Raw genomic sequence first — 22,146 nt, 5'->3', positions numbered from 1 at the left:
GCGGGCAACGTGCCTGGTGGAGCGGCGGGCGCCGCTACAGGCCGCTGTTCTTGCTTTGCGAGCGCAGGAACAGGCGCGAGACGGTCTGCGCCGTCTGGGCGCGCATCTCGGCATCGCCCGCATGCAGCTCGGCCATGGTGCCGTGCAGCATCTTCTGCGTGATGCCGCGCGACAGGGCTTCCAGCACCGCGTCCACGTCCTCGCCACGGGCCAGCAGCTTCTTGGCGCGCGCGATCTCGGCCGCGCGCCAGCTGTCGGTCTGGGCGTTGAGCTGCCGGATCAGGGGCACCACGCCGCCTTCCGGGTGGCGCTGGTCCATCCAGTGCATGAAGCTCTGCACACCGGCATCGATGATGGCCTCGGCCTGCTCCACGGCCGCCTGGCGGTTGGCCTGGGCCGTCTGCACCACGCTGGCCAGGTCGTCCACGGTGTACAGGTAGACGTCGCCCAGGGCCTTGACCTCGGGCTCGATGTCGCGCGGCACCGCCAGGTCGACCATGAACATGGGGCGGTGGCGGCGCTTCTTGAGCGCGCGCTCCACGGCTCCGAGGCCGATGATGGGCAGGCTGCTGGCCGTGCAGCTGATCACCGCGTCGAACTCGTGCAGCCGCTCGGGCAGGTCGGCCAGGCGCATGACCTCGCCGCCAAAGCGCGTGGCGAGCTTTTCGCCGCGCTCCAGCGTGCGGTTGGCAATCGCGATCTGCTTGGGGTTCTTGGCCGCGAAGTGGGTGGCGCACAGTTCGATCATTTCGCCCGCGCCCACGAAGAGCACGCGGATCTTGCCCAGGTCTTCGAACAGCTGGCCCGCCAGGCGCACAGCGGCAGCCGCCATGCTGATGCTGTGCGCGCCGATCTCGGTGGAGGTGCGCACCTCCTTGGCCACGGCAAAGCTGCGCTGGAACAGCTGGTTCAGCGTGGTGCCCAGGGCGCCAGCGGTTTCGGCGGCGCGCACGGCGTCTTTCATCTGGCCCAGGATCTGGGCTTCGCCCAGTACCATCGAGTCGAGCCCGCTGGCCACGCGAAAGGCATGGCGCGCCACCAGGCTGTCTTCGAGCGAATAGGAGTGCGAGCGCAGCAACGCCGGGCTCACGCCGCCGCTTTGCGCCAGCCAGCCCAGGGTGTGGTCGATGGCCGCCTGCTCGCCCGCACAATAGATTTCGGTGCGGTTGCAGGTGGAAATGATCGCGGTTTCCACACCGGGGTGGCGGCTTTCCTGGCCCAGCGACTGGCGCAGGCCGTGCAGCGTGGGGGCGATCTGGTCGAGCGCGAACGCGAACCTGCCGCGCAAATCGAGGGGCGCGGTGGTGTGGTTGATGCCGAGGGCCCAGACTGCCATAGACGCTGATTATAAAATTGTTGGCACATCCCGGTACAACTGCCTGGGAAAGCCTTGATCTGGGTCAATTGCCATGGGTCCTCTGGACACGCTGAACCACCTGCTGAATTTCCTCGCGCCCGCCGCCGCCATGGCCGTGCTGATGGTGCTGGGCGCCCGCCTGCTGGGCTGGAAATCCAACGCATACCGCGCCACATGGGCCCAGGCTGCTATCCAATTCGCAGTGGGCAGCGCCGTGCTGCTGGCCGGCCTGGTGCTGCTGGGCCGCGACGGCAAGATGGCGACCTATGCCGCGCTGGTGCTTGCCTGCGCCACCTGCCAGTGGGCCATGTGCAAGAGCTGGAGGGGCTGAACGCCCTGTCGCGCAGGCCGGTCAGGCCTGTGCGACCGGTGCCAGCGGCGTATCTCCCCCTTGGGCACGGGTTCCATGCGTGATGGCCGTCGTGGCGGGTGGTGACAGGGCCAGGCCCGCATCGCGCAGGCTGTCCAGGATGGAGAACAGCAGGTCGCTGCGCACCCCGCCCGCATTGCGCGGGTTGCTCACATAGCCGATGGCCAGAAAGGTCAGCGTGCCGTTCAAAATGCCTTCGAGCTGCACGATGGGCTCGGGGTCGGCCATGATCCCTTCGTGGGCCGTAAAGGCTGCCAGGATAACCTCGCGCATGCGCTGGGCATTGGTATCCAGCGGCGCCGGCAGGCGCAGCAGCACGCGCCCGGGGGCGCCGGTGAGCGTCATGTTGCGCACGGTCTTGGTGATGAACTCCGAGTTGGGCACGATCACGGTGGAGCGGTCGCCGAGCTGGATCTCGGTGGCGCGCACGTTCACCCGGCGCACGTCGCCCTCGGTCTCGCCCAGCACCACCCAGTCGCCCACGCGCACCGGCCGTTCGGCCAGCAGGATCAGGCCCGAGATGAAGTTCTGCACGATGGCCTGCAGCCCAAAGCCAATGCCCACCGAGAGCGCGCTGGCCACCCAGGCGATGCGCTCCACGCTGATCCCCAGGCCCGCGAGGGCCACCGCGACCACTGCCACTCCGCCCACGTAGCCCAGCAGGGTGACGATGGAGCTGCGCATGCCCGGCTCCAGCGAGGTGTTCGGAAAGAACTGGTCGCTGAGCCAGCGCTTGAGGATGCGGATCATCACAAAGCCGGCGCAGGCGATGGCCAGCGCCGTCAGCAGCGCCTGCGGCGCCAGCGTGACGCTGCCCACCTGCAGGGTCTGGTTCACGCTGCCACCGCGGCGGAACACTTCGTCGGGCGCCGTGCCCAGCGGGGCCAGCAGGGCAATCACCATGTAGAACAGCAGCACCACACGCAGCGCACCCGATGCGACCACTGCGCTCTGGTCCAGCAGCTTGCCGTCGATGCCCAGGCCCTTGTGCAGGCGCTGGCCGAAGCCTCCGCGCGAGGACAGCACGGCCTGCGCCAGGTCTTCCACCAGCTCGAACAGGAGGTAGGTGGTGGCGAACACCACCCCGGTCCAGACCATCTGGCCGGCCAGCATGTGGGCCAGGGCCACAAAGCCCAGCACCAGCAGCAGCAAGATGGCGCAGGCCGTGGCGGCTGCCGCTGCCACCAGCAGGCCTACCCAGATGGGCCGGGGCGCTGGCGGCGGCTCCTGCGCTGGGGTTTCGGTGGCCGGAGTGTCCCCCGCAGGCGCTGCGGGCGCGCGCAGGTGGCGCAGGGCGCACAGGATGACCAGCGCCATCAGCAGTGCCGACAGGGTGTGTGCCGAGACCTCGGCCGACAGGCTGGCGCCCACCACGCGGTTGACCTCGATGATGAGCCCGCCCAGCAGGGCCGTGAACGCCATCCACCAGGGGTAAGGGGCCAGGCGCGTGGCCAGTTCGTCCGACAGGGCCGTGAGTCGCCAGGAGCTGCGCTTGCGCGAGATCAGTGCATGGCCCAGCGCGATCATGAAGGCGGCAAACACCACCAGTTGCATGGTGGCCCGCTCAAGCGCCTGCAGGCGCGGGCCCAGGTCGCCGTCTACCGTGAGGCTGCTCCACGCCAGTTGTGCCGCCAGCCCGAGCAGCAGGGTGTGCACCACCACCGAGGCAAAGGCCAGCAGCGAGCGGCGCAGCCGGCCCTGCGGCAGGCGCGCCGGGGCCAGGCGCAGCAGCAGGCGTTCTGCCAGCCAGGTGCCGGCTATGGCCACGAAGAGCGCCATGGCCAGGCTCACAGCAAAACCTGTGCGGTGCCGGGGCTCCCAGGCTTTTTCCACCGCCTCCTGCATTTCGTAGCCCAGGGACTGCAGGCGCATCCAGTCGCTGGGGAACGAGCTGCGCACATTGCGCCAGAAGGTGCCGGTCAGCGGCGAGTCGATGCGTGTCGTCAGCGCCGTCTGGAACAGCTCGCGCCGCTGGCGGATGATGTCGGCGCTGCGCTGCTCGGCATCCACCGCGATCAGGCGCGCCAGCTTGAGCTCGGAGTCGATGCCGCTGCGCTCCTTGGTCAGCGCGCTGCGCTGCTGCGCCACGTCCGGCGCCTCGGCCGATGCGCCCTTGTCCGGCGCGGGGCCCAGGCCCGCGAGCCGGGAGTCCACATCCGCCAGCGCCTCGGCGCGCCGCGCGGCCACCTGGTTCGCGGCCGTACCGATGGCCGAGACATCGCTGAGCCATTGGCGGTAGTCGTCGTCCTCGCCGATCTTGGCGGGGATGGCATCGAAGCGCTCGCGCAGCGCGTCCACGCTGGGCAGTTCGGGTTTTTCGCCGGCGGCGCTGCTGGCCGCGGCGGCGGGCGCGGTGGCTCCGCGGCCCTGGGCCAACGCGGACGGCAGGGCGAATGGACCGATCAGAAGTGCCAGGAGGGCGGCCTGTAGCAGGTCGGTCAGTTGGCGGGAATACCTGGGCGCAGGAAGGAGGGCCGTGCTGGCCGCAAGGCGGTCACGGAAGCGGTGCAATGTCATGCGTGCATTGTGGCGCGCCCACTGCACCGCTTGTGAGAGAGTGTGTTCCAGCCCCAGCAAGGCCGGAACACCTGTTCAGCCCGCGGGGCTGAACAGATCGACCCGGTCGGTGATGATGCCGTCCGTGCCCAGAGCGATCAGGCGCTGCGCAGCCCAGGGGTCGTTCACGGTGTAGCTCAGCGTGCGCATACCCTGGCCATGCACGGTGGCCACCAGCGCGGCATCCCACAGCGCGTGGTTGCAGACGATGGCCACGCAGCCCAGGCCGTGGGCTTCGTCTACGAAGCCCTGGCGGTGCACGTCGACCAGCAGTGCGCGCGGCAGATGCGGTGCCGTGGCACGTGCGCCCGCCAGCGCGGCCGGCTGAAAGGACGATAGCAGCGGCGGCACGGCCTGGCCCTGCCACAGGCGGGCGGCGGTCTCGGCCACCACGCGGCCGGTGGTCTCTTCCAGTCCGGGCGTGGGCTTGATCTCGATGTTCAGCAAGTAGGCATTCGCGATGCAGTAGCGCGCCAGGGCCTCCAGGGTAGGCAGGGGCTCACCCGCATGGGCGCGCGAATGCCAGCCACCGGCGTCGAGCTGGGACAGGGCGCTCCAGTCCAGGTCGCCGCCGGTGCCCTGGCCATTGGTCGTGCGCTGCAGCGTGGCGTCGTGCATCAGAAAGGGCACGCCGTCGCGGCTGAGCTTGGCGTCGCATTCGAACATGCGGTAGCCATGCTGGGCCCCGAGGCGAAACGCTGCCAGGGTGTTCTCGGGCGCGAGCTTGCCCGCGCCGCGGTGCGCGATCCAGCGCGGGTAGGGCCAGGCAGTGGCCAGGCTGGCCTCGGTTTGCGCGTCACTCATGCAGTTCAGTCCGGAATGCGCTTGCCCGTGGTGGCGTCGAAGGCGTGCAGGCGGTCAGCGCGCGGCACGACGTGGATGACCGCGTTGGGGGCTGGCGAATGCGTGCCTTCTTCCACGCGCACGATGAGCTGCTCGCCGTGTACGCGGCCGTAGATCAGGCGCTCGGCGCCCAGCAGTTCCACCGTTTCCACCGTGACTTCCCAGCCCTCGCTGCGCACGTCCAGGTGTTCGGGGCGGATGCCCAGAATGGTGCCGGGCTTGCCGCTCGGCGCAATCTTGAGCAGGTTCATCGGCGGCGAGCCGATGAAGCTGGCAACGAAGGTCGAGGCGGGCGTGTGGTAGACCTCTTCGGGGGTGCCGAACTGCTCCATGTTGCCGGCGTTCATCACGATCATGCGCTCGGCCAGGGTCATGGCCTCGACCTGGTCGTGAGTCACGAACAGGCTGGTGATGCCCAGCTCGCGGTGCAGCTTCTGGATCTCCAGGCGGGTCTGGGCGCGCAGCTTGGCGTCCAGGTTGGACAGCGGCTCGTCGAACAGGAACACCTGGGGCTGGCGCACGATGGCACGGCCCATGGCCACGCGCTGGCGCTGGCCGCCCGAGAGCTCGCGCGGCTTGCGCTCGAGCAGGTGACCGAGTTCCAGGATCTTGGCGGCCTTGTCCACGCGCGCCTTGATCTCATCCTTGGGCACCTTGGCGATCTTCAGGCCATAGGCCATGTTCTCGAAGTTCGTCATGTGCGGGTAGAGCGCATAGTTCTGGAACACCATGGCGATGTCGCGCTGGGCGGGTTCCAGGTCGTTCACGACGCGGTCGCCGATGCGCAGCTCGCCGCCGGAGATTTCTTCGAGGCCCGCCACCATGCGCAGCAGGGTGGATTTGCCGCAGCCCGAAGGGCCGACGATGACGACGAACTCGCCGTCCTTGACCTCGGCGTTCACGCCATGGATGACCTGGTTGGCCTTGGGGCCGGTGCCGTAGCGCTTGACGATATTGCGAAGGGAGATGGATGCCATAACAACTTTGGGATCTGGGTTGTGTCTGGGCGGCACGGATGGGTGGCCGCCACGGTCATTGGGTTGCGGGGTGTCGCTTACTTTTCGGTATCGACCAGGCCCTTGACGAACCAGCGCTGCATGAACACCACCACCAGCGCGGGCGGCAGCATGGCCAGCAGGGCCGTGGCCATCACGATGTTCCACTCATTGCCGGTGTCGCCGCCGGCGATCATGCGCTTGATGCCGATCACCACGGGGTACATGTCTTCCGAGGTGGTCACCAGCAGCGGCCACAGGTACTGGTTCCAGCCGTAGATGAACTGGATCACGAACAGCGCGGCGATCGAGGTGCGCGACAGCGGCACCAGGATGTCCTTGAAGAAGCGCATGGGGCCGGCGCCGTCCACGCGCGCGGCCTCCACCAGCTCGTCGGGCACCGTGAGGAAGAACTGGCGGAACAGGAAGGTGGCCGTGGCCGAGGCGATCAGCGGCACCGTCAGGCCCGCGTAGCTGTTGAGCATGCCCAGGTTGGACACCACCTGGTAGGTGGGCCCGATGCGCACTTCCACCGGCAGCATCAGCGTGATGAAGATCAGCCAAAAGCAGATGCCCTTGAAGGGAAAGCGGAAGTACACGATGGCGAAGGCCGAGAGCAGCGAGATCGCGATCTTGCCCACGGTGATCACGATGGCGGTGACGAAGCTCACCCACATCATGCGCGCCACGGGTGCGGTGGAGCCCGCGCCCGCGCCGCCGCCGAACAGCGTGTCGTGGTAGGTCTGCCAGAAGTTGCTGCCGGGCAGCAGGGGCATGGGCGCCTGCACGATGTCCTGGGCCGTGTGCGTGGAGGCCACGAACGCCAGGTACAGCGGGAAGCCGACGATGATCACCCCCAGCACCATGATCAGGTGCGAGAAGAGTTTCAGGTAAGGACTGCGTTCAACCATCTCAATACTGCACTTTCTTTTCCACGTAGCGGAACTGGATCACGGTGAGCGTGACGACGATGAACATCAGCACCACCGACTGCGCTGCCGAGCCGCCCATGTCCATGGCCTTGAAGCCGTCGTAATACACCTTGTAGACCAGGATCGAGGTATCGCGCCCCGGGCCGCCCTGCGTGGTCGAGTCCACGATGGCGAAGGTATCGAAGAAGGCGTAGACCACGTTGATCACCAGCAGGAAGAACGTGGTGGGCGAGAGCAGCGGGAACTGGATGCTCCAGAACCGGCGCCAGGGGCCGGCCCCATCGATGGCAGCGGCTTCGATCAGCGACTTGGGGATGGACTGCAGGCCCGCCAGGAAGAACAGGAAGTTGTAGGAGATCTGCTTCCACACGGCTGCGACCACGATCAGCGCCATGGCGTGGTCGGAGTTGAGCATGTGGTTCCAGTTGAAGCCCGACTGGCGCAGCATGTACGACACCACGCCGAGCGAGGGCGAGAACATGAACATCCACAGCACGCCGGCCACGGCCGGGGCCACGGCATAGGGCAGCAGCAGCGCGGTCTTGTAGGCCAGGGCGCCCTTGACAATGCGGTCCGCAAAGATGGCCAGGATCAGGGACAGGCTGATGCCGCTGACCGCCACCAGAATGGAGAAAAACGCCGTGGTCTTGAACGAGGCCAGGTAACCCTCGTCCTGGAACAGGGCCTTGAAGTTGTCGAAGCCCACCCACTCGTTGGAGAAACCGAAGGTGTCCTGCACCTGGAACGACTGCACCAGGGCCTGGCCGGCCGGCCAGAAGAAGAAGACGCTGATGATGACCAACTGGGGTGCCAGAAGCACCCACGGCAGCCACGCTGAGCGGAAGAGAACGCGTTTTTCCATGTCCAGACTCTCAAAAAGACAACCCGCCACCCAGCAAACCGGGTCGGTTTGCGCGGGAGGCGGGCTTTCGGCAGCGCTCCGGCCGGTGTGCCGGGGCTGCTGCCATGAGCGCTCGGAGAGCGCTTACTTGTTGGCGCGTGCGAAGCGCACCAGTTGCTCGTTACCGCGGGTGGTTGCGGCGTCCAGGGCTTCCTTGGGGGACTTCTTGCCGGACCAGATCTGTTCGGTTTCCTCGTCGATGATGGTGCGGATCTGCACGAAATTGCCCAAACGGATGCCGCGCGACTTGTCGGTGGCCTTGCGGATCATCTGCGTCACGGCCACGTCGGTGCCGGGGTTCTTTTCATAGAAACCGGAGGCTTCGGTCAGCTTGTAGGCTGCCGTGGTCACGGGCAGGTAGCCGGTGCGCTGGTGGCTGGCGGCCTGCACCTTGGTGTCGTTCAGGAAGTTCAGGAAGTCGGCCACGCCCTTGTACTCCTCGGCCTTCTTGCCAGACATCACCCACAGGCTGGCACCGCCGATGGCGGTGTTCTGGGGCGCGCCCTTCACGTCGTCGTAGTAAGGCAGGGGAGCGATGCCATAGGCAAACTTGGCTTCTTTGGCCACGCGGGCGTACAGACCCGACGAACCGGTGATCATGGCGCACTCACCCGATGGGAAGGATGCGTCTGGCGCGTTGGCACGGCCCTTGTAGACGAAGCTGCCGTCCTTGGATGCCTTGGCCAGGTTCTCGAAGTGGCGCACATGCAGCGGCGTGTTGATCTGCAGCTGGGCGTCGTTGCCGTCGAAACCGTTGTTCTTGGACGCGAACAGCGTGTTGTGCCACAGCGAGAAGCTCTCGAGCTGGGTCCAGCTGATCCAGCTGGTAGTGAACGGGCAGCTGTGGCCGCTGGCCTTGAGCTTGGAGGCGGCGGCGAACACTTCGGGCCAGGTCTTGGGCGGCTTGTCGGCGTCCAGGCCGGCCTTCTTGAAGGCGTCCTTGTTGTAGTAGAAGATGGTGGTGGAGCTGTTGAGCGGGTAGCTCAGCATCTGGCCATTGGGCGCCGTGTAGTAGCCGGCCACGGCCGACACGTACTGGGTGGGGTCGAACTTGAAGCCGCCGTCGTTGAGCACCTTGGCCGCAGGCACGATGGCGCCCTTGCTGGCCATCATGGTGGCGGTGCCCACTTCGAACACCTGGATGATGTGGGGGGCATTGCCCGCACGGAAGGCCGCGACCGCACCGGTCATCGATTCGTCATACGTGCCCTTGTACGTGGGGACGACCTTGTACTTGGTCTGGCTGGCGTTGTACTGCTTGGCCAGGTCGTTCACCCAGTCACCCAGGGCGGCGCTCATCGAGTGCCACCACTGGATTTCTACTTGTTGGGCCTGCGCAGGGGCGCAGACGGACAGGGCGATGGCAGCAGACAGTGCTAGGTGCTTGAGTTGCATGGATGGTTTCCTTCCGGGGATGGCGAAATGCACAAAGGGCGGATGCTAGGCAGCCCTTGTGACAGTGATGTGTCGTTGTCGCACAGCACTGTAGTGGTCACAACTGGGGAAATCCCCTTGCACCAGGTGCAATGTGTCCAATTGTGACGCTTTTGTGACAGCATTTTGCCATTCACGGAGCCCTGCAAGGTTTTGTGCATTGCACCATCCTTGGTGCATAGTGGGTGCATGCGCTGCACACATCCGGTGCGCGGCCGCATGCCCTGACCTGTTCCGATTTCATACGCAACCACCAACTGCCATGGCCAACAACTCTCTGGACAAGAACAAGATCAAATTCCTGCTGCTCGAAGGCATCCACCCGTCCGCGGTGGACGTGCTGCGCTCCGCAGGCTATACCCAGATTGAAACCATCTCCGGGGCCCTGTCCGACGAGGAGTTGAAGGCCAAGATCGCCGACGTGCACTTTCTGGGCATCCGCTCGCGCACGCAACTGACCGAGGAAGTCTTTGCCAAGGCCAGCAAGCTCGTGGCCGTGGGGTGCTTTTGCATAGGCACCAACCAAGTGGACCTCGATGCAGCGCGCGAGCGCGGCATCGCCGTATTCAACGCCCCGTATTCCAACACCCGCTCCGTGGCCGAGCTGGTGCTGGCCGAAGCCATCCTGCTGCTGCGCGGCGTGCCCGAGAAGAACGCCGTGGCGCACCGTGGCGGCTGGCTCAAGTCGGCCGACAACGCCTACGAGATCCGCGGCAAGACCCTGGGCATCGTCGGCTACGGCTCCATCGGCACGCAGCTGTCGGTACTGGCCGAGGCCCTGGGCATGCACGTGGCCTTCTTCGACGTGGTCAACAAGCTGCCCCTGGGCAATGCGCGCCAGGTGCACAAGCTGCATGACCTGCTGGCGCAAAGCGACATCGTGACCCTGCACGTGCCCGAGCTGCCTTCCACGCAATGGATGATCGGCGCCGCCGAGATCGCCGCCATGAAGCAGGGCGGCATCCTGATCAATGCTGCGCGCGGCACGGTGGTCGAGATCGAGCCGCTGGCCGAGGCGCTCAAGTCGCGCAAGCTGCTGGGCGCCGCCATCGACGTCTTCCCCGTGGAGCCGCGCACCAACAAGGACGAGTTCCTGTCGCCCCTGCGCGGGCTGGACAACGTGATCCTGACCCCGCACGTGGGCGGCTCCACCATGGAGGCGCAGGCCAACATCGGCCTCGAAGTGGCCGAAAAACTCGTGAAATACAGCGACAACGGCACCAGCACCTCGTCGGTCAACTTCCCCGAGGTGGCGCTGCCCGCCCACCCCGGCAAGCACCGCCTGCTGCACATCCACCGCAATGTGCCGGGCGTGCTGTCCGAAATCAACCGCATCTTCTCGGACAACCAGATCAACATCTCGGCCCAGTACCTGCAGACCAACGAGAAGGTCGGCTACGTGGTGATCGACATCGATGCCGCCTCGTCCGACCTGGCGCTGGACAAGCTGGCTGGCGTCACCGGCACGCTGCGCAGCCGGGTGCTGTTCTGAACGGCGCCTGAGGGGGTGCGCGGGGTGGGGCAGGGGCCCGCCCTGCGCCCGCCGGGCCTCTGGCGTAAAATCACGCCCCCGAGGCTCATGGGCGCGCAGCGCCCACCCCAGGTAGACCCCCATGAATGTTCCGATAGCGTTGGCTGCCTTGCAGACGCAGGCCGCCGAGCCTGTGCGTCTGCGCGAGATCCCCTATAACTACACCTCGTTCTCCGACCGGGAGATCGTGATTCGCCTGCTGGGGTCCCCGGCCTGGGAGGTTCTCGATCAACTGCGCAAGGAACGGCGCACCGGGCGATCCGCCCGCATGCTCTACGAGGTGCTGGGCGACATCTGGGTGGTGCAGCGCAACCCCTACCTGCAGGACGACCTGCTGGACAACCCCGGCCGGCGCAAGCAGCTGGTGGAGGCCCTGCAGCACCGCCTGGCCGAGATCGACAAGCGCCGCACCCCGGGCGACGACGCCGGGCGTGACCGCCTGGTGGGCGAGCTGGTGCAGGCCGCAGGCAAGGCCGTGGCCGCGTTCAACGCCACCTTCGTGCAGGCCACCGAGCTGCGCCGGCGCATCCAGCGCACGCTGGGGCGCCTGACGGCCAAGGACAACATCAAGTTCGACGGGCTCTCGCGCGTGAGCCACGTGACCGACGCCACCGACTGGCGCGTCGAATACCCGTTCGTGGTGCTGGTACCCGACACCGAGGTCGAGATGGCCCTGCTGGTCAAGGGCTGCATCGAGCTCGGCCTGACCATCATCCCGCGCGGGGGCGGCACCGGCTACACCGGCGGCGCCATCCCGCTGACCTGGAAGAGCGTGGTCATCAACACCGAGAAGCTCGAAGCCATGACCGAGGTGGAAATGCGCCGCCTGCCGGGCATGGACAGCGAGGTGGGCACCGTCTGGACCGAGGCCGGCGTGGTCACCCAGCGCGTGGCCGATGCGGCCGAGCGCGCGGGCTTTGTCTTCGCAGTGGACCCGACCAGCGCCGAGGCTTCGTGCATCGGCGGCAACATCGCCATGAACGCCGGCGGCAAGAAGGCCGTGCTCTGGGGTACTGCCCTGGACAACCTGGCCAGCTGGCGCATGGTGACGCCCGAGGCCCAGTGGCTCGAAGTGACCCGCATGGACCACAACATGGGCAAGATCCATGACGTGGAGACCGCCACCTTCGAGCTGCAGTATTTCGAGGCCGACGGCAAGACGCCGGTGCGCACCGAGCGCCTGGCCATTCCGGGCAAGACCTTCCGCAAGGAAGGCCTGGGCAAGGACGTGACGGACAAGTTCCTCTCGGGCCTGCCCGGTATCCAGAAAGAGGGTTGCGACGGCCTGATCACCAGCGCGCGCTGGGTGGTGCACCGCATGCCCGAGCACACGCGCACCGTGTGCATGGAGTTCTTCGGCAACGCCAAGGATGCGGTGCCCAGCATCGTTGAGATCAAGGACTACATGTTCGCCGAGCAAAAGCGCTCCGGCGTGCTGCTGGCAGGCCTGGAACACCTGGACGACCGCTACCTCAAGGCCGTGGGCTACGCCACCAAGAGCAAGAAGGGCAACGGTGGTTTGCCCAAGATGGTGCTGATCGGCGACATCGCGGGCGACAACGCCGACGAGGTGGCGCGCGTGACCAGCGAGGTGGTGCGCATCGCCAACTCGCGCAACGGCGAGGGCTTCATCGCCATCAGCCCCGAGGCGCGCAAGAAATTCTGGCTCGACCGCAAGCGCACGGCGGCCATCAGCCGCCACACCAACGCCTTCAAGATCAACGAAGACGTGGTGATCCCGCTGCCGCGCATGGCCGAGTACACCGACGGCATCGAGCGCATCAACATCGAGCTGTCGCTGCGCAACAAGATCAAGCTGTGCGATGCGTTCACCGACTTCTTCGAGCGCGGCAACCTGCCCCTCGGCAAGCAGGACGACGCCAACGAGATCCCCTCGGCCGAACTGCTCGAGGACCGCGTGGCCCAGGCCATCGCCCTGGTGGCCGAGGTGCGCACGCTGTGGGCCACCTGGCTGCAGAACGTGGACAGCCTGTTTCCCCAATTGCAGGACCACACCCTGCGCGCGAGCTGGAAGACCCAGTTGCGCGCCCCTCTCTCGGGCATCTTCGCGGGCGCGGCTTTCAAGCCCATCCTCGACGAGGCCACGGCCATCCACAAGCGCGTGCTCAAGGGCCGCGTCTGGGTGGCCCTGCACATGCATGCCGGTGACGGCAATGTGCACACCAACCTGCCGGTCAACAGCGACGACTACGAGATGCTGCAGACTGCGCACCGCGCGGTGGAGCGCATCATGGTGCTGGCGCGCAGCCTGGACGGCGTGATCTCGGGCGAGCATGGCATCGGCATCACCAAGCTCGAATTTCTGACCGACGAGGAGCTGCGCCCCTTCGCCGAATACAAGCAGCGCGTGGACCCCGAGGGCCGCTTCAACAAGGGCAAGCTGCTGCGCGATGCCGCGCCGGTACTGGCCATGGACGCCACCCCCGGCGGCCAGGCACGCGACCCGGCGCTGCTGCACGCCGACCTGACCAACGCCTACACGCCGAGCTTCGGCCTCATGGGACACGAGTCGCTGATCATGCAGCAGAGCGACATCGGCGCCATCGCTGATTCCGTCAAGGACTGCCTGCGCTGCGGCAAGTGCAAGCCCGTGTGCGCCACGCACGTGCCGCGCGCCAACCTGCTGTACAGCCCGCGCAACAAGATCCTGGCCACCTCGCTGCTGGTCGAGGCCTTCCTGTACGAGGAGCAGACCCGCCGCGGCGTGAGCATCAAGCACTGGCAGGAGTTCGAGGACGTGGCCGACCACTGCACGGTCTGCCACAAGTGCGAGAGCCCCTGCCCGGTGAAGATCGACTTCGGCGACGTCACCATGAACATGCGCAACCTGCTGCGCAAGATGGGCAAGAAGACCTTCCGCCCCGGCAACGCGCTGGCGATGACCATGCTCAACGCCACCAACCCCGAGACCATCAAGTTCATGCGTTCGGCCATGGTCGGCGTGGGCTTCAAGGCGCAGCGCATGGCCGTCGAGCTGCTGCGCAAGGTGGGCCGCAAGCAGACCGCCAAGCCACCGGCCACCGTGGGCACCGCGCCGGTCAAGGAGCAGGTGGTCCACTTCATCAACAAGAAGCTGCCCGGCGGCCTGCCCAAGCGCACCGCGCGTGCGCTGCTGGACATCGAGGACAAGGACTACGTTCCCATCATCCGCAACCCGAAGGCCACCACGGCCGAGGCCGAGGCCGTGTTCTACTTCCCCGGTTGCGGGTCGGAGCGCCTGTTCAGCCAGGTCGGCCTGGCCACGCAGGCCATGCTCTGGCATGCGGGCGTGCAGACCGTGCTGCCCCCGGGCTACCTGTGCTGCGGCTACCCGCAGCGCGGCAGCGGCCAGTTCGACAAGGCCGAGAAGATGATCACCGACAACCGGGTGCTCTTCCACCGCGTGGCCAACACGCTCAACTACCTCGATATCAAGACCGTGGTGGTCAGCTGCGGCACCTGCTACGACCAGCTGCAGGGCTACGAGTTCGACAAGATCTTCCCGGGCAGCCGCATCATCGACATCCACGAGTACCTGCTGGAAAAGGGCATCACCCTGCAGGGCAAGGGCGCCTACCTCTACCACGAGCCCTGCCACAACCCCATGAAGCAGCAGGACGCCCTGAAGACCGTGAAGGCGTTGGTGGGCGAGCAGGTGCTCAAGAGCGAGCGCTGCTGCGGTGAATCGGGCACGCTGGGCGTGACGCGCCCCGACATCTCCACCCAGGTGCGCTTTCGCAAGGAAGAAGAGATCAAGAAGGGCGAGGCCACCCTGCGTGCCAGCGGCGCCGTGGGCGAGAAGGACAACGTGAAGATACTCACCAGCTGCCCGAGCTGCCTGCAGGGCCTGAACCGCTACCAGGACGACCTGAACAACGGCCTGCTCGAAGCCGACTACATCGTGGTCGAGATGGCACGCGAGATCCTGGGCGAGAACTGGATGCCCGAGTACGTCGAACGCGCCAACCAGGGCGGCATCGAGCGGGTTCTGGTATGAGCCAGGGGATTTGCCCCCTGTGCGCCGCCGATGGCGGCACACTGGTCTGGCGCGGCACGCGCGTGCGCGTGATCCGCGCGGACGAAGTCGGCTTTCCGGCCTTCTACCGCGTGGTGTGGAATGCCCATGCGGCCGAGTTCTCCGATCTGCCGGCCGCCTACCGCGTGCACTGCATGGAGGCCGTCACGGCCGTGGAGCAGGCATTGCGCCAGCACCTGGCGCCCACCAAGGTCAATCTGGCGGCCCTGGGCAACATGGTGCCGCACCTGCACTGGCACGTGATCGCCCGCTTTGCCTGGGACAGCCATTTCCCGGCACCGGTGTGGGCTGCGGCCCAGCGGCCCGGCCCAGCGGACGAGGAAGCCGCGCTGCGTGCGCGCCTGCCGGCGGCCGAGGCCGCCATGGTGACGGCGCTGCAGGCGCTGCAGTAACCGCGCAGCCCAGCGGGTTGCACGCTGTGCAGCCTGCGGGTGGGACAATGCAGGCCGGCCTGGCGGTCGTCGCCAAGGCCGTTTTTCACAGGTGGATATCCATGGCAGGTTTGAAAGCGGGTTCGCCCACGCCCCAGGCGCTCACGGTGCATGGCAAGTCGCGGGTGCTCGAAGTGGTGTTCTCGGACGGCGCGGCATTCCGCATCCCCTTCGAGCTGATGCGCGTGTACTCGCCTTCGGCCGAGGTGAAGGGCCACGGGCCCGGCCAGGAGGTGCTGCAGACCGGCAAGCGCGACGTGGCCCTCGAAGGCCTGGAGCCCATCGGCAACTACGCCGTCAAACCCACTTTCTCGGACGGGCATGACACGGGCATCTTCACCTGGGAATACCTGTACGAGCTGGGCCAGCAGGAGGCCGCGCTGTGGGCACAGTACGAAAGCCGGCTGGCCGATGCCGGGGTGGACCGCGATGCGCCCATGGCCCCCAAGGGCCACGAGCACGGCGGCAGCGCCTGCAGCAGCCACTGACCTTGTCAGGGCGTGGCCAGTGTGGCCCGCGCGCACCACTGTCGCGCCAGAAACCCTGGCTTGCCTGCTCTGCTTAAGATAGCGAACCCGGTACGCATGGACAGGCTTCGCCTGCCTTTTGATGTTGCCGTCTTCAAAACCCTTGCGGCAGATGCCCCGTTTCAGTGCGGGGTTGTCGCTGTACCTTGGGCGCCCACGCGCCTAGCATGAATCCCATGAGCACCACCCATTTCGGTTTCCAGTCCGTCGACGAGCAGGAAAAAGCGCGCCACGTGCGCGGTGTGTTCGACTCCGTCGCGTCCAAGTACGACGTCATGAACGACCTCATGTCGGCGGGCCTGCACCGCGCCTGGAAAGCCTACACCGTGATGGTGGCCAACCTGCGCGAGGGCAGCCAGGTGCTGGACATTGCGGGCGGCACGGGCGACCTGGCCCTGGCGTTTTCGAAGAAGGTCGGCAGCACCGGCCGCGTGGTGCACACCGACATCAACGAGGCCATGCTGCGCACCGGGCGCGACCGCCTGATCGACGCGGGTGTGGTGCTGCCCACCCTGGTCTGCGATGCCGAGAAGCTGCCGTTTCCCGATGCCCAGTTCGACGTGGTGAGCGTGGCGTTTGGTTTGCGCAACATGACGCACAAGGATGTTGCGCTCAAGGAAATGTGCCGCGTGCTCAAGCCCGGCGGCAAGCTCCTGGTGCTCGAATTCTCCAAGGTGGCCAAGCCGCTCACCAAGGCCTACGACTGGTACTCCTTCAAGGTGCTGCCGCAACTGGGCAAGCTGGTGGCTGGCGATGACTCGAGCTACCGCTACCTGGCCGAGTCCATTCGCATGCACCCGGGCCAGGAAGAGCTCAAAAGCCTCATGCAGCAAACTGGCTTTGGGCATGTGGACTATCACAACATGACTGGCGGCATAGTGGCCTTGCATGTTGGAATCAAGTGCTGAGCAGCAAAGTTCAGCCGTATACAAGATGGAGATGACATGATGAAACTGTGGTCTGTGGTTCTGGTGGCAATGCTGGCGTTCGCGCATGCGGATGCCGACGCCCGCCGCCTGGGTGGCGGCAACTCCGTGGGCAAGCAGTCCAGCAACGTGACGCAGCGCGAATCTGCGGCACCCGGCGGCCCCGCGCAAAACGCCAACAATGCGGCCAAGCCAGCCGCGCCCGCTGCCGCGCCTGCCGCTGCAGCCCCCAAGAAGCCCTGGGGTGCCATGCTCGGCGGCCTGGCTGCGGGCCTGGGCCTGGCCTGGCTGGCCAGCTCGCTGGGCCTGGGCGCAGGCTTCGGCAACATCCTGATGATCCTGCTGCTGGCCGTCGCGGCCTTCGCCATCTTCAAGATGGTCATGCGCTCGCGCAACGGCGCTGGCAACCAGGGTGGTGCAGCGGCTGGTGGTTCGCCCTTCGCCTTCCAGGGTGCCGGTGCAGCCACGCCGGCTGCGGCCCAGGTGCCTGCGCAGTACAGCCCCAACAATGTCGGCAACGATGCATCGGCCCGTCCCTGGGAGCGCAACAGCATGGCCTTTGATGCAGCACGCGCCCAAGCCGGCGCCACCGGCGCGGGCACGGTGATCGGCTCCGGACTGACCGGCGCTGCAGCAGGTGCGGCCGGCTCGGCTTTGTCGGGTTCGCAGAACTGGGGTGTGCCCGAGGGCTTCGATACGCCCGGTTTCCTGGCTGCAGCCAAGCGCAACTTCGTGACCTTGCAGGCCGCGTGGGACCGCTCGGACATCACCACCCTGCGCTCCATGATGACCGATAGCATGCTCGAGGAGATCCGCTCGCAGCTGGCCGAGCGCGAGACGCACCGCGGTGCCGAGCCCAACCACACCGACGTGGTGATGATCGACGCGCAACTGCTGGGCATCGAGGAGCTGGACGATGGCTACATGGCCAGCGTGGAGTTCTCGGGCATGATCCGCGAAGAGCCCTCGGCAGGCCCAAGCCCCTTCCGCGAAGTGTGGAACATGACCAAGTCCCGCAGTGGCGCCAGCGGCTGGCTCGTGGCCGGCGTGCAGGCCCTGCAGTGAGCACGGCTTTGTAAATCACCCCGGATCGGTCCAAAACCCATGTTTTGGGCCGAGTTCAGGGAATAATCGGGGACTATGGCAACACAGTCCCCTTTTTCGTTCCTGGATGGCCTCTTTGAACGGCTGGCCGCCGGCCCGCAACCGCCGCAATGGCTCGTGCACGAGGTGCAGCAGCGGCTGGTGCTGTTCCTGAACCATGTGCTCATGCAGGAGAAGGAAGCCATGGACCGCCTGGTGCGCCAGCGCGGGCGCGTGGCACGCGTGCAGTGGCGTGCGTTCTCCATGGCGCTGGTGATCACGCCGGCAGGCCTGCTGAACCTGGCCGCCGAAGGCGCCACGCCCGACCTGCAGCTCGAAGTGACCGAGACCTCGCCCCTGGCGCTGGCCCAGGTGGCGCTGCGTGGCGACAAACCCGCCATCCGCATCGAGGGCGACGTGCAGCTGGCCGCCGAGATCAACTGGCTGGTGGACAACGTGCGCTGGGACCTGGAAGAGGACCTCTCGCGCGTGGTGGGTGATGCGCCTGCGCACACCATCAGCGAAGTGGCCCGCAAGGCCGCGCAGGCGTTGCGCCAGTTCGTGGGCTCGCGCGTGCCGCCAGCCGATGGCAGCTCCACCGCCGCGTACCCGGCGCCTGCGGCCCCCGTGACCCCAGCCCCAGCAGGCAGCAGCAACAGCCCTGGCGCTGACCGGACCGGTCCATGAAGCGTTTTCTCCGGGGTGTGGCCATCCTCTGGGTGGTGTTCCGCTATGGGCTGGACGGGCTGGTGCTCGACAGCTTCCAGAAGCCGTGGCTGCGCCTGGTGTCCCGCGTCGTCTCCATCGGGCGCAACCTGGATGCCCCGCGTGGCCAGCGCCTGCGCGAGGCGCTGGAGCGCCTGGGCCCCATCTTCGTCAAGTTCGGCCAGGTACTGTCCACCCGCCGCGACCTGCTGCCGGCGGACATCGCCGACGAGCTGGCGCTGCTGCAAGACCGCGTGCCGCCGTTCCATTCCGACATCGCCATTGCCACCATCGAGCGCGCCTTCCGCCGCCCGGTGGACGAGGTCTTCACCTTTTTCGACCGCACACCGGTGGCCAGTGCCTCCATCGCCCAGGTGCACTTTGCCACGCTGCGCGACCGCCACGGCATCGAACGCGAAGTGGCCGTGAAGGTGCTGCGCCCGGGCATGCTGCCGGTGATCGAAAAAGACCTGGCGCTGATGCGCATGATGGCCGGCTGGGTGGAGAGCCTCTCTGCCGACGGCAAGCGCCTGAAGCCCCGCGAGGTGGTCGCCGAGTTCGACAATTACCTGCACGACGAGTTGGACCTGGTGCGCGAAGCGGCCAATGCGGCGCAGCTGCGGCGCAACATGTCGGGCCTGGACCTGGTGCTGATCCCCGAGATCTTCTGGGACTTCTGCCATGCCGAGGTGATGGTGATGCAGCGCATGAACGGCGTGCCCATCAACCAGATCGAGCGGCTGCGTGATGCGGGGGTGGACATCCCCAAGCTGGCGCGTGACGGCGTCACCATCTTCTTCACCCAGGTGTTCCGCGACGGCTTCTTCCATGCCGACATGCACCCGGGCAACATCCAGGTGAGCCTGGATGCAGCCACCTTCGGGCGCTACATCTCGCTGGACTTCGGCATCGTGGGCACGCTCACCGAGTTCGACAAGGAGTACCTGGCGCAGAACTTCACGGCCTTCTTCCGGCGCGACTACAAGCGCGTGGCCGAGCTGCACATCGAGAGCGGCTGGGTGCCGCCGGACACGCGGGTGAACGACCTCGAATCGGCGATCCGCACCGTCTGCGAGCCCTACTTCGACCGGCCGCTCAAGGAGATTTCACTGGGCATGGTGCTGATGCGCCTGTTCCAGACCTCGCGCCGCTTTCACGTCGAGATCCAGCCGCAACTGGTGCTGCTGCAAAAGACGCTGCTCAACATCGAGGGCCTGGGCCGCCAGCTCGACCCGGAACTGGACCTGTGGAGCACCGCCAAGCCCTTTCTTGAAAAATGGATGCTCGACCAGATGGGGCCGCAGCGCCTGTGGCGCGAAATCCAGGCCGAGGGGCCGCACTTTGCCAAAATGCTGCCCGAGCTGCCGCGCCTGCTGCACGACTACCTGCGCCACAAGCCCCAGGACCATCGGCGTGAACTGCTGGAGCTGATGGCGGAGCAAAAGCGCACCAACCGCCTGCTGCACGCCATCATCTACACGGGCGCAGGCTTCGTGCTGGGCTTGCTGGCCCTGGTGCTGGTACAGCAGTTGCAAGTGCTTTTCCGCTTCCGGATTTTTTAGGTTCCACTTCCCCCACCCCTTCGCGACATCGAGGAGCATGCCGTGCTGTTGACCCTGGTCATTGTCTATCTGTTGATCACCATTGCCATCGGCCTCGTGGCGGCCCGGCGCGTGAAGAACGCGGCGGATTTCGCCATTGCCGGGCGGCACCTGCCGCTGTACATGATCATCACTACCACGTTCGCCACGTGGTTCGGCTCGGAAACGGTGCTGGGCATCCCGGCCAAGTTCATCGAGGGGGGGCTCGGGAACGTGGTCGAAGACCCCTTCGGCGCGGGCTTCTGCCTGATCCTGGTGGGCCTGTTCTTCGCGGGCAAGCTCTACCGCATGACGCTGCTCACCATCAGCGATTACTACCGCGAGCGCTATGGCCGCCTGGTGGAAGTCGTCTGCTCGCTGATCATCATGCTCAGTTACCTGGGCTGGGTCTCGGCGCAGGTCACGGCGCTGGGGCTGGTGTTCAACCTGCTGTCGGGTGACGCCATCAGCATCCCCATGGGCATGACCATCGGCGTGGTGTCCATCCTGGCCTACACGCTGTTCGGCGGCATGTGGTCGGTGGCGGTCACGGACTTCATCCAGATGATCATCCTGGTCGTGGGCCTGGCCATCATCGCGGTGTTCGCGGGCAACATGGCCGGCGGGGCCGACAAGGTGATCGAGTTCGCCTCGAACCGCGAACTGTTTCGCTTCCTGCCCGAGCCCAAGTTCCACGACGTGGTGTTCTTCATCGCGGCGGGCCTCACCATGATGTTCGGCTCCATTCCGCAGCAGGACGTGTTCCAGCGCGTGATGTCGGCCAACAACGTCAAAGCCGCCACGCGCGGCCCGGTCATCGGCGGCATCTGCTACATCCTGTTCGCCTTCGTGCCCATGTTTCTGGTGGCCAGCGCGCTGATCATCATGCCCGGCGAGACGGCGGCGCTGCTCAAGGAAGACCCGCAGAAGGTGCTGCCCACGCTGGTGATGGCCAAGATGCCCTTCATCATGCAGGTGCTGTTCTTCGGCGCGCTGCTCTCGGCGCTCAAGTCCACCGCCTCGGCCACCCTGCTGGCGCCCAGCGTCACCTTCACCGAGAACATCTGGCGCCAGTTCCGCCCCACGATGACGGACAAGGAGCACCTGCGCACCATGCGCATCACCACCCTGGTGTTCAGCGGCTGCGTGCTGGCCTATGCGATCCGCATGCAGGGCACGTCCATCTACGAGCTGGTCTCGGGTGCCTACCAGGTGCCGCTGGTGGGGGCTTTCGTGCCGCTGGTGGCGGGTCTGTACTGGAAGCGCGCCACCACGCAGGGCGCCGTCTTCGCCATCGTGCTGGGCATGGGCATCTGGCTGCTGCTGCTCAACACCCCTTGGGGTGAAGTGTTCCCGGCCCAGCTCGCCGGCCTGCTGGCCGCCGTCGTGGGCATGGTGCTGGGCTCGCTGCTGCCGCAGCTGCTGGCCAACCGCCACGCCGGGCACCACCGCCTGGTGGGCGTGGAATAAGCCGGCGCAGGCGGGCCAAAGCCCCCGCAGACCCCGCATGCACGGGGAGAAGTGGGGTGCGCCTGCCTGCACGCCTATAATTGAAGGTTTTGCACTTTGCCTTCAACGACACGCCCGACATGCCTATCTACGCCTACAAATGCAGTTCCTGTGGCCATGCCAAGGACGTGCTGCAAAAACTCTCCGACGCACCACTCTCGGTGTGCCCGGCGTGCGGCGCCGAGGCGTTCTCCAAGCAGGTCACCGCTGCGGGCTTCCAGCTCAAGGGTTCAGGCTGGTACGTGACGGATTTTCGCGGTGGAAACACAGCCGGCGCGCCTGCGGCGGCACCCGCTGCCGATGCCAAGGGCGGCGATGCCCCCGCAGCGGCGCCAGCGGCCGCCAGCACGGACGCCGCCTCCAAGAAGGAATCCACCCCTCCTGCCAGCGCTCCTAGCGCCAGCACGGGCTCTACCTCCAAAACCTGAGT

The 22,146-nt window shown here is 66.4% G+C and carries 18 protein-coding genes; 11 read left to right on the top strand and 7 right to left on the bottom strand.

Features of this window, described 5'->3' with window-relative positions:
- Positions 1–34: 34 nt before the first annotated feature.
- Positions 35–1,336: a glutamyl-tRNA reductase gene (hemA, locus tag ASE28_RS04870; protein WP_057265126.1), complete on the bottom strand. Its 1,302-nt coding sequence runs from the start codon at positions 1,334–1,336 to the stop codon at positions 35–37.
- 73 nt (positions 1,337–1,409) lie between these two features.
- On the opposite strand from hemA, the gene ASE28_RS04865 reads away from it, so the two are divergent.
- Positions 1,410–1,688 carry a hypothetical protein gene (locus ASE28_RS04865; RefSeq protein WP_057265124.1) on the top strand — a complete coding sequence of 93 codons (279 nt, stop codon included), beginning with the start codon at positions 1,410–1,412 and terminating at the stop codon, positions 1,686–1,688.
- Positions 1,689–1,709: 21 nt separating this feature from the next.
- Here ASE28_RS04865 and ASE28_RS04860 read toward each other — a convergent pair whose 3' ends face one another.
- The 6 genes from ASE28_RS04860 to ugpB form a co-directional block, all read right to left on the bottom strand.
- Positions 1,710–4,244: a DUF3772 domain-containing protein gene (locus ASE28_RS04860; RefSeq protein ID WP_057265291.1), complete on the bottom strand. Its 2,535-nt coding sequence runs from the start codon at positions 4,242–4,244 to the stop codon at positions 1,710–1,712.
- Positions 4,245–4,319: 75 nt separating this feature from the next.
- Positions 4,320–5,087 carry a glycerophosphodiester phosphodiesterase gene (ugpQ, locus tag ASE28_RS04855; RefSeq protein WP_057265123.1) on the bottom strand — a complete coding sequence of 256 codons (768 nt, stop codon included), beginning with the start codon at positions 5,085–5,087 and terminating at the stop codon, positions 4,320–4,322.
- 5 nt (positions 5,088–5,092) lie between these two features.
- Positions 5,093–6,103 carry a sn-glycerol-3-phosphate ABC transporter ATP-binding protein UgpC gene (gene ugpC, locus ASE28_RS04850; protein WP_057265121.1) on the bottom strand — a complete coding sequence of 337 codons (1,011 nt, stop codon included), beginning with the start codon at positions 6,101–6,103 and terminating at the stop codon, positions 5,093–5,095.
- 77 nt (positions 6,104–6,180) lie between these two features.
- Positions 6,181–7,032 carry a sn-glycerol-3-phosphate ABC transporter permease UgpE gene (gene ugpE, locus ASE28_RS04845; protein ID WP_057265119.1) on the bottom strand — a complete coding sequence of 284 codons (852 nt, stop codon included), beginning with the start codon at positions 7,030–7,032 and terminating at the stop codon, positions 6,181–6,183.
- Between the two features lies 1 nt (position 7,033).
- A complete protein-coding gene (gene ugpA / locus ASE28_RS04840) occupies positions 7,034–7,915 on the bottom strand; it encodes a sn-glycerol-3-phosphate ABC transporter permease UgpA (protein ID WP_057265118.1) in 882 nt (293 codons plus the stop codon).
- Positions 7,916–8,038: 123 nt separating this feature from the next.
- Complete coding sequence (gene ugpB, locus ASE28_RS04835; protein WP_057265116.1) at positions 8,039–9,349, bottom strand: sn-glycerol-3-phosphate ABC transporter substrate-binding protein UgpB; 1,311 nt, start codon at positions 9,347–9,349, stop codon at positions 8,039–8,041.
- Between the two features lie 301 nt (positions 9,350–9,650).
- Here ugpB and serA point away from each other — a divergent pair, with 301 nt between their 5' ends.
- The 10 genes from serA to ASE28_RS04785 all read left to right on the top strand — a co-directional run bounded on the left by serA (position 9,651) and on the right by ASE28_RS04785 (position 22,144).
- Positions 9,651–10,880, top strand: a complete 1,230-nt coding sequence (gene serA, locus ASE28_RS04830; RefSeq protein ID WP_057204923.1) for a phosphoglycerate dehydrogenase — start codon at positions 9,651–9,653, stop codon at positions 10,878–10,880.
- 121 nt (positions 10,881–11,001) lie between these two features.
- On the top strand, positions 11,002–14,916 hold the full coding sequence (locus ASE28_RS04825) for an FAD/FMN-binding oxidoreductase (protein ID WP_057265114.1): 3,915 nt from the start codon (positions 11,002–11,004) through the stop codon (positions 14,914–14,916).
- Positions 14,913–15,347, top strand: coding sequence for an HIT family protein (locus ASE28_RS04820; RefSeq protein WP_057265112.1), 435 nt, complete (start codon positions 14,913–14,915; stop codon positions 15,345–15,347). The genes ASE28_RS04825 and ASE28_RS04820 overlap by 4 nt, the downstream gene beginning before the upstream one ends.
- A gap of 101 nt (positions 15,348–15,448) precedes the next feature.
- Positions 15,449–15,874, top strand: coding sequence for a gamma-butyrobetaine hydroxylase-like domain-containing protein (locus tag ASE28_RS04815; RefSeq protein ID WP_057265289.1), 426 nt, complete (start codon positions 15,449–15,451; stop codon positions 15,872–15,874).
- A gap of 215 nt (positions 15,875–16,089) precedes the next feature.
- Positions 16,090–16,821, top strand: a complete 732-nt coding sequence (ubiE, locus tag ASE28_RS04810) for a bifunctional demethylmenaquinone methyltransferase/2-methoxy-6-polyprenyl-1,4-benzoquinol methylase UbiE (protein WP_057265110.1) — start codon at positions 16,090–16,092, stop codon at positions 16,819–16,821.
- Between the two features lie 36 nt (positions 16,822–16,857).
- Positions 16,858–17,904: a Tim44 domain-containing protein gene (locus tag ASE28_RS04805; protein WP_057265108.1), complete on the top strand. Its 1,047-nt coding sequence runs from the start codon at positions 16,858–16,860 to the stop codon at positions 17,902–17,904.
- A 75-nt stretch (positions 17,905–17,979) separates the two neighbouring features.
- Positions 17,980–18,609 carry an SCP2 domain-containing protein gene (locus ASE28_RS04800; protein ID WP_057265106.1) on the top strand — a complete coding sequence of 210 codons (630 nt, stop codon included), beginning with the start codon at positions 17,980–17,982 and terminating at the stop codon, positions 18,607–18,609.
- Positions 18,606–20,189: a ubiquinone biosynthesis regulatory protein kinase UbiB gene (ubiB, locus tag ASE28_RS04795; protein WP_057204907.1), complete on the top strand. Its 1,584-nt coding sequence runs from the start codon at positions 18,606–18,608 to the stop codon at positions 20,187–20,189. Before ASE28_RS04800 ends, ubiB begins: the two co-directional genes overlap by 4 nt.
- 42 nt (positions 20,190–20,231) lie before the next feature.
- On the top strand, positions 20,232–21,677 hold the full coding sequence (locus tag ASE28_RS04790) for a sodium:solute symporter family protein (RefSeq protein ID WP_057265104.1): 1,446 nt from the start codon (positions 20,232–20,234) through the stop codon (positions 21,675–21,677).
- A 119-nt stretch (positions 21,678–21,796) separates the two neighbouring features.
- The gene (locus tag ASE28_RS04785; RefSeq protein WP_057265287.1) at positions 21,797–22,144 is read left to right on the top strand and encodes an FmdB family zinc ribbon protein; all 348 of its coding nucleotides are present in this window, start codon (positions 21,797–21,799) and stop codon (positions 22,142–22,144) included.
- The last annotated feature ends 2 nt before the right edge of the window (positions 22,145–22,146 follow it).

The sequence above is a fragment of the Acidovorax sp. Root219 genome (genome assembly GCF_001428665.1).
In the GTDB taxonomy this organism is placed as follows: Bacteria; Pseudomonadota; Gammaproteobacteria; order Burkholderiales; family Burkholderiaceae_C; genus Acidovorax.
Note: the sequence above shows the minus strand (reverse complement) of the source record. Positions and strands in the feature narration are given on the sequence as shown.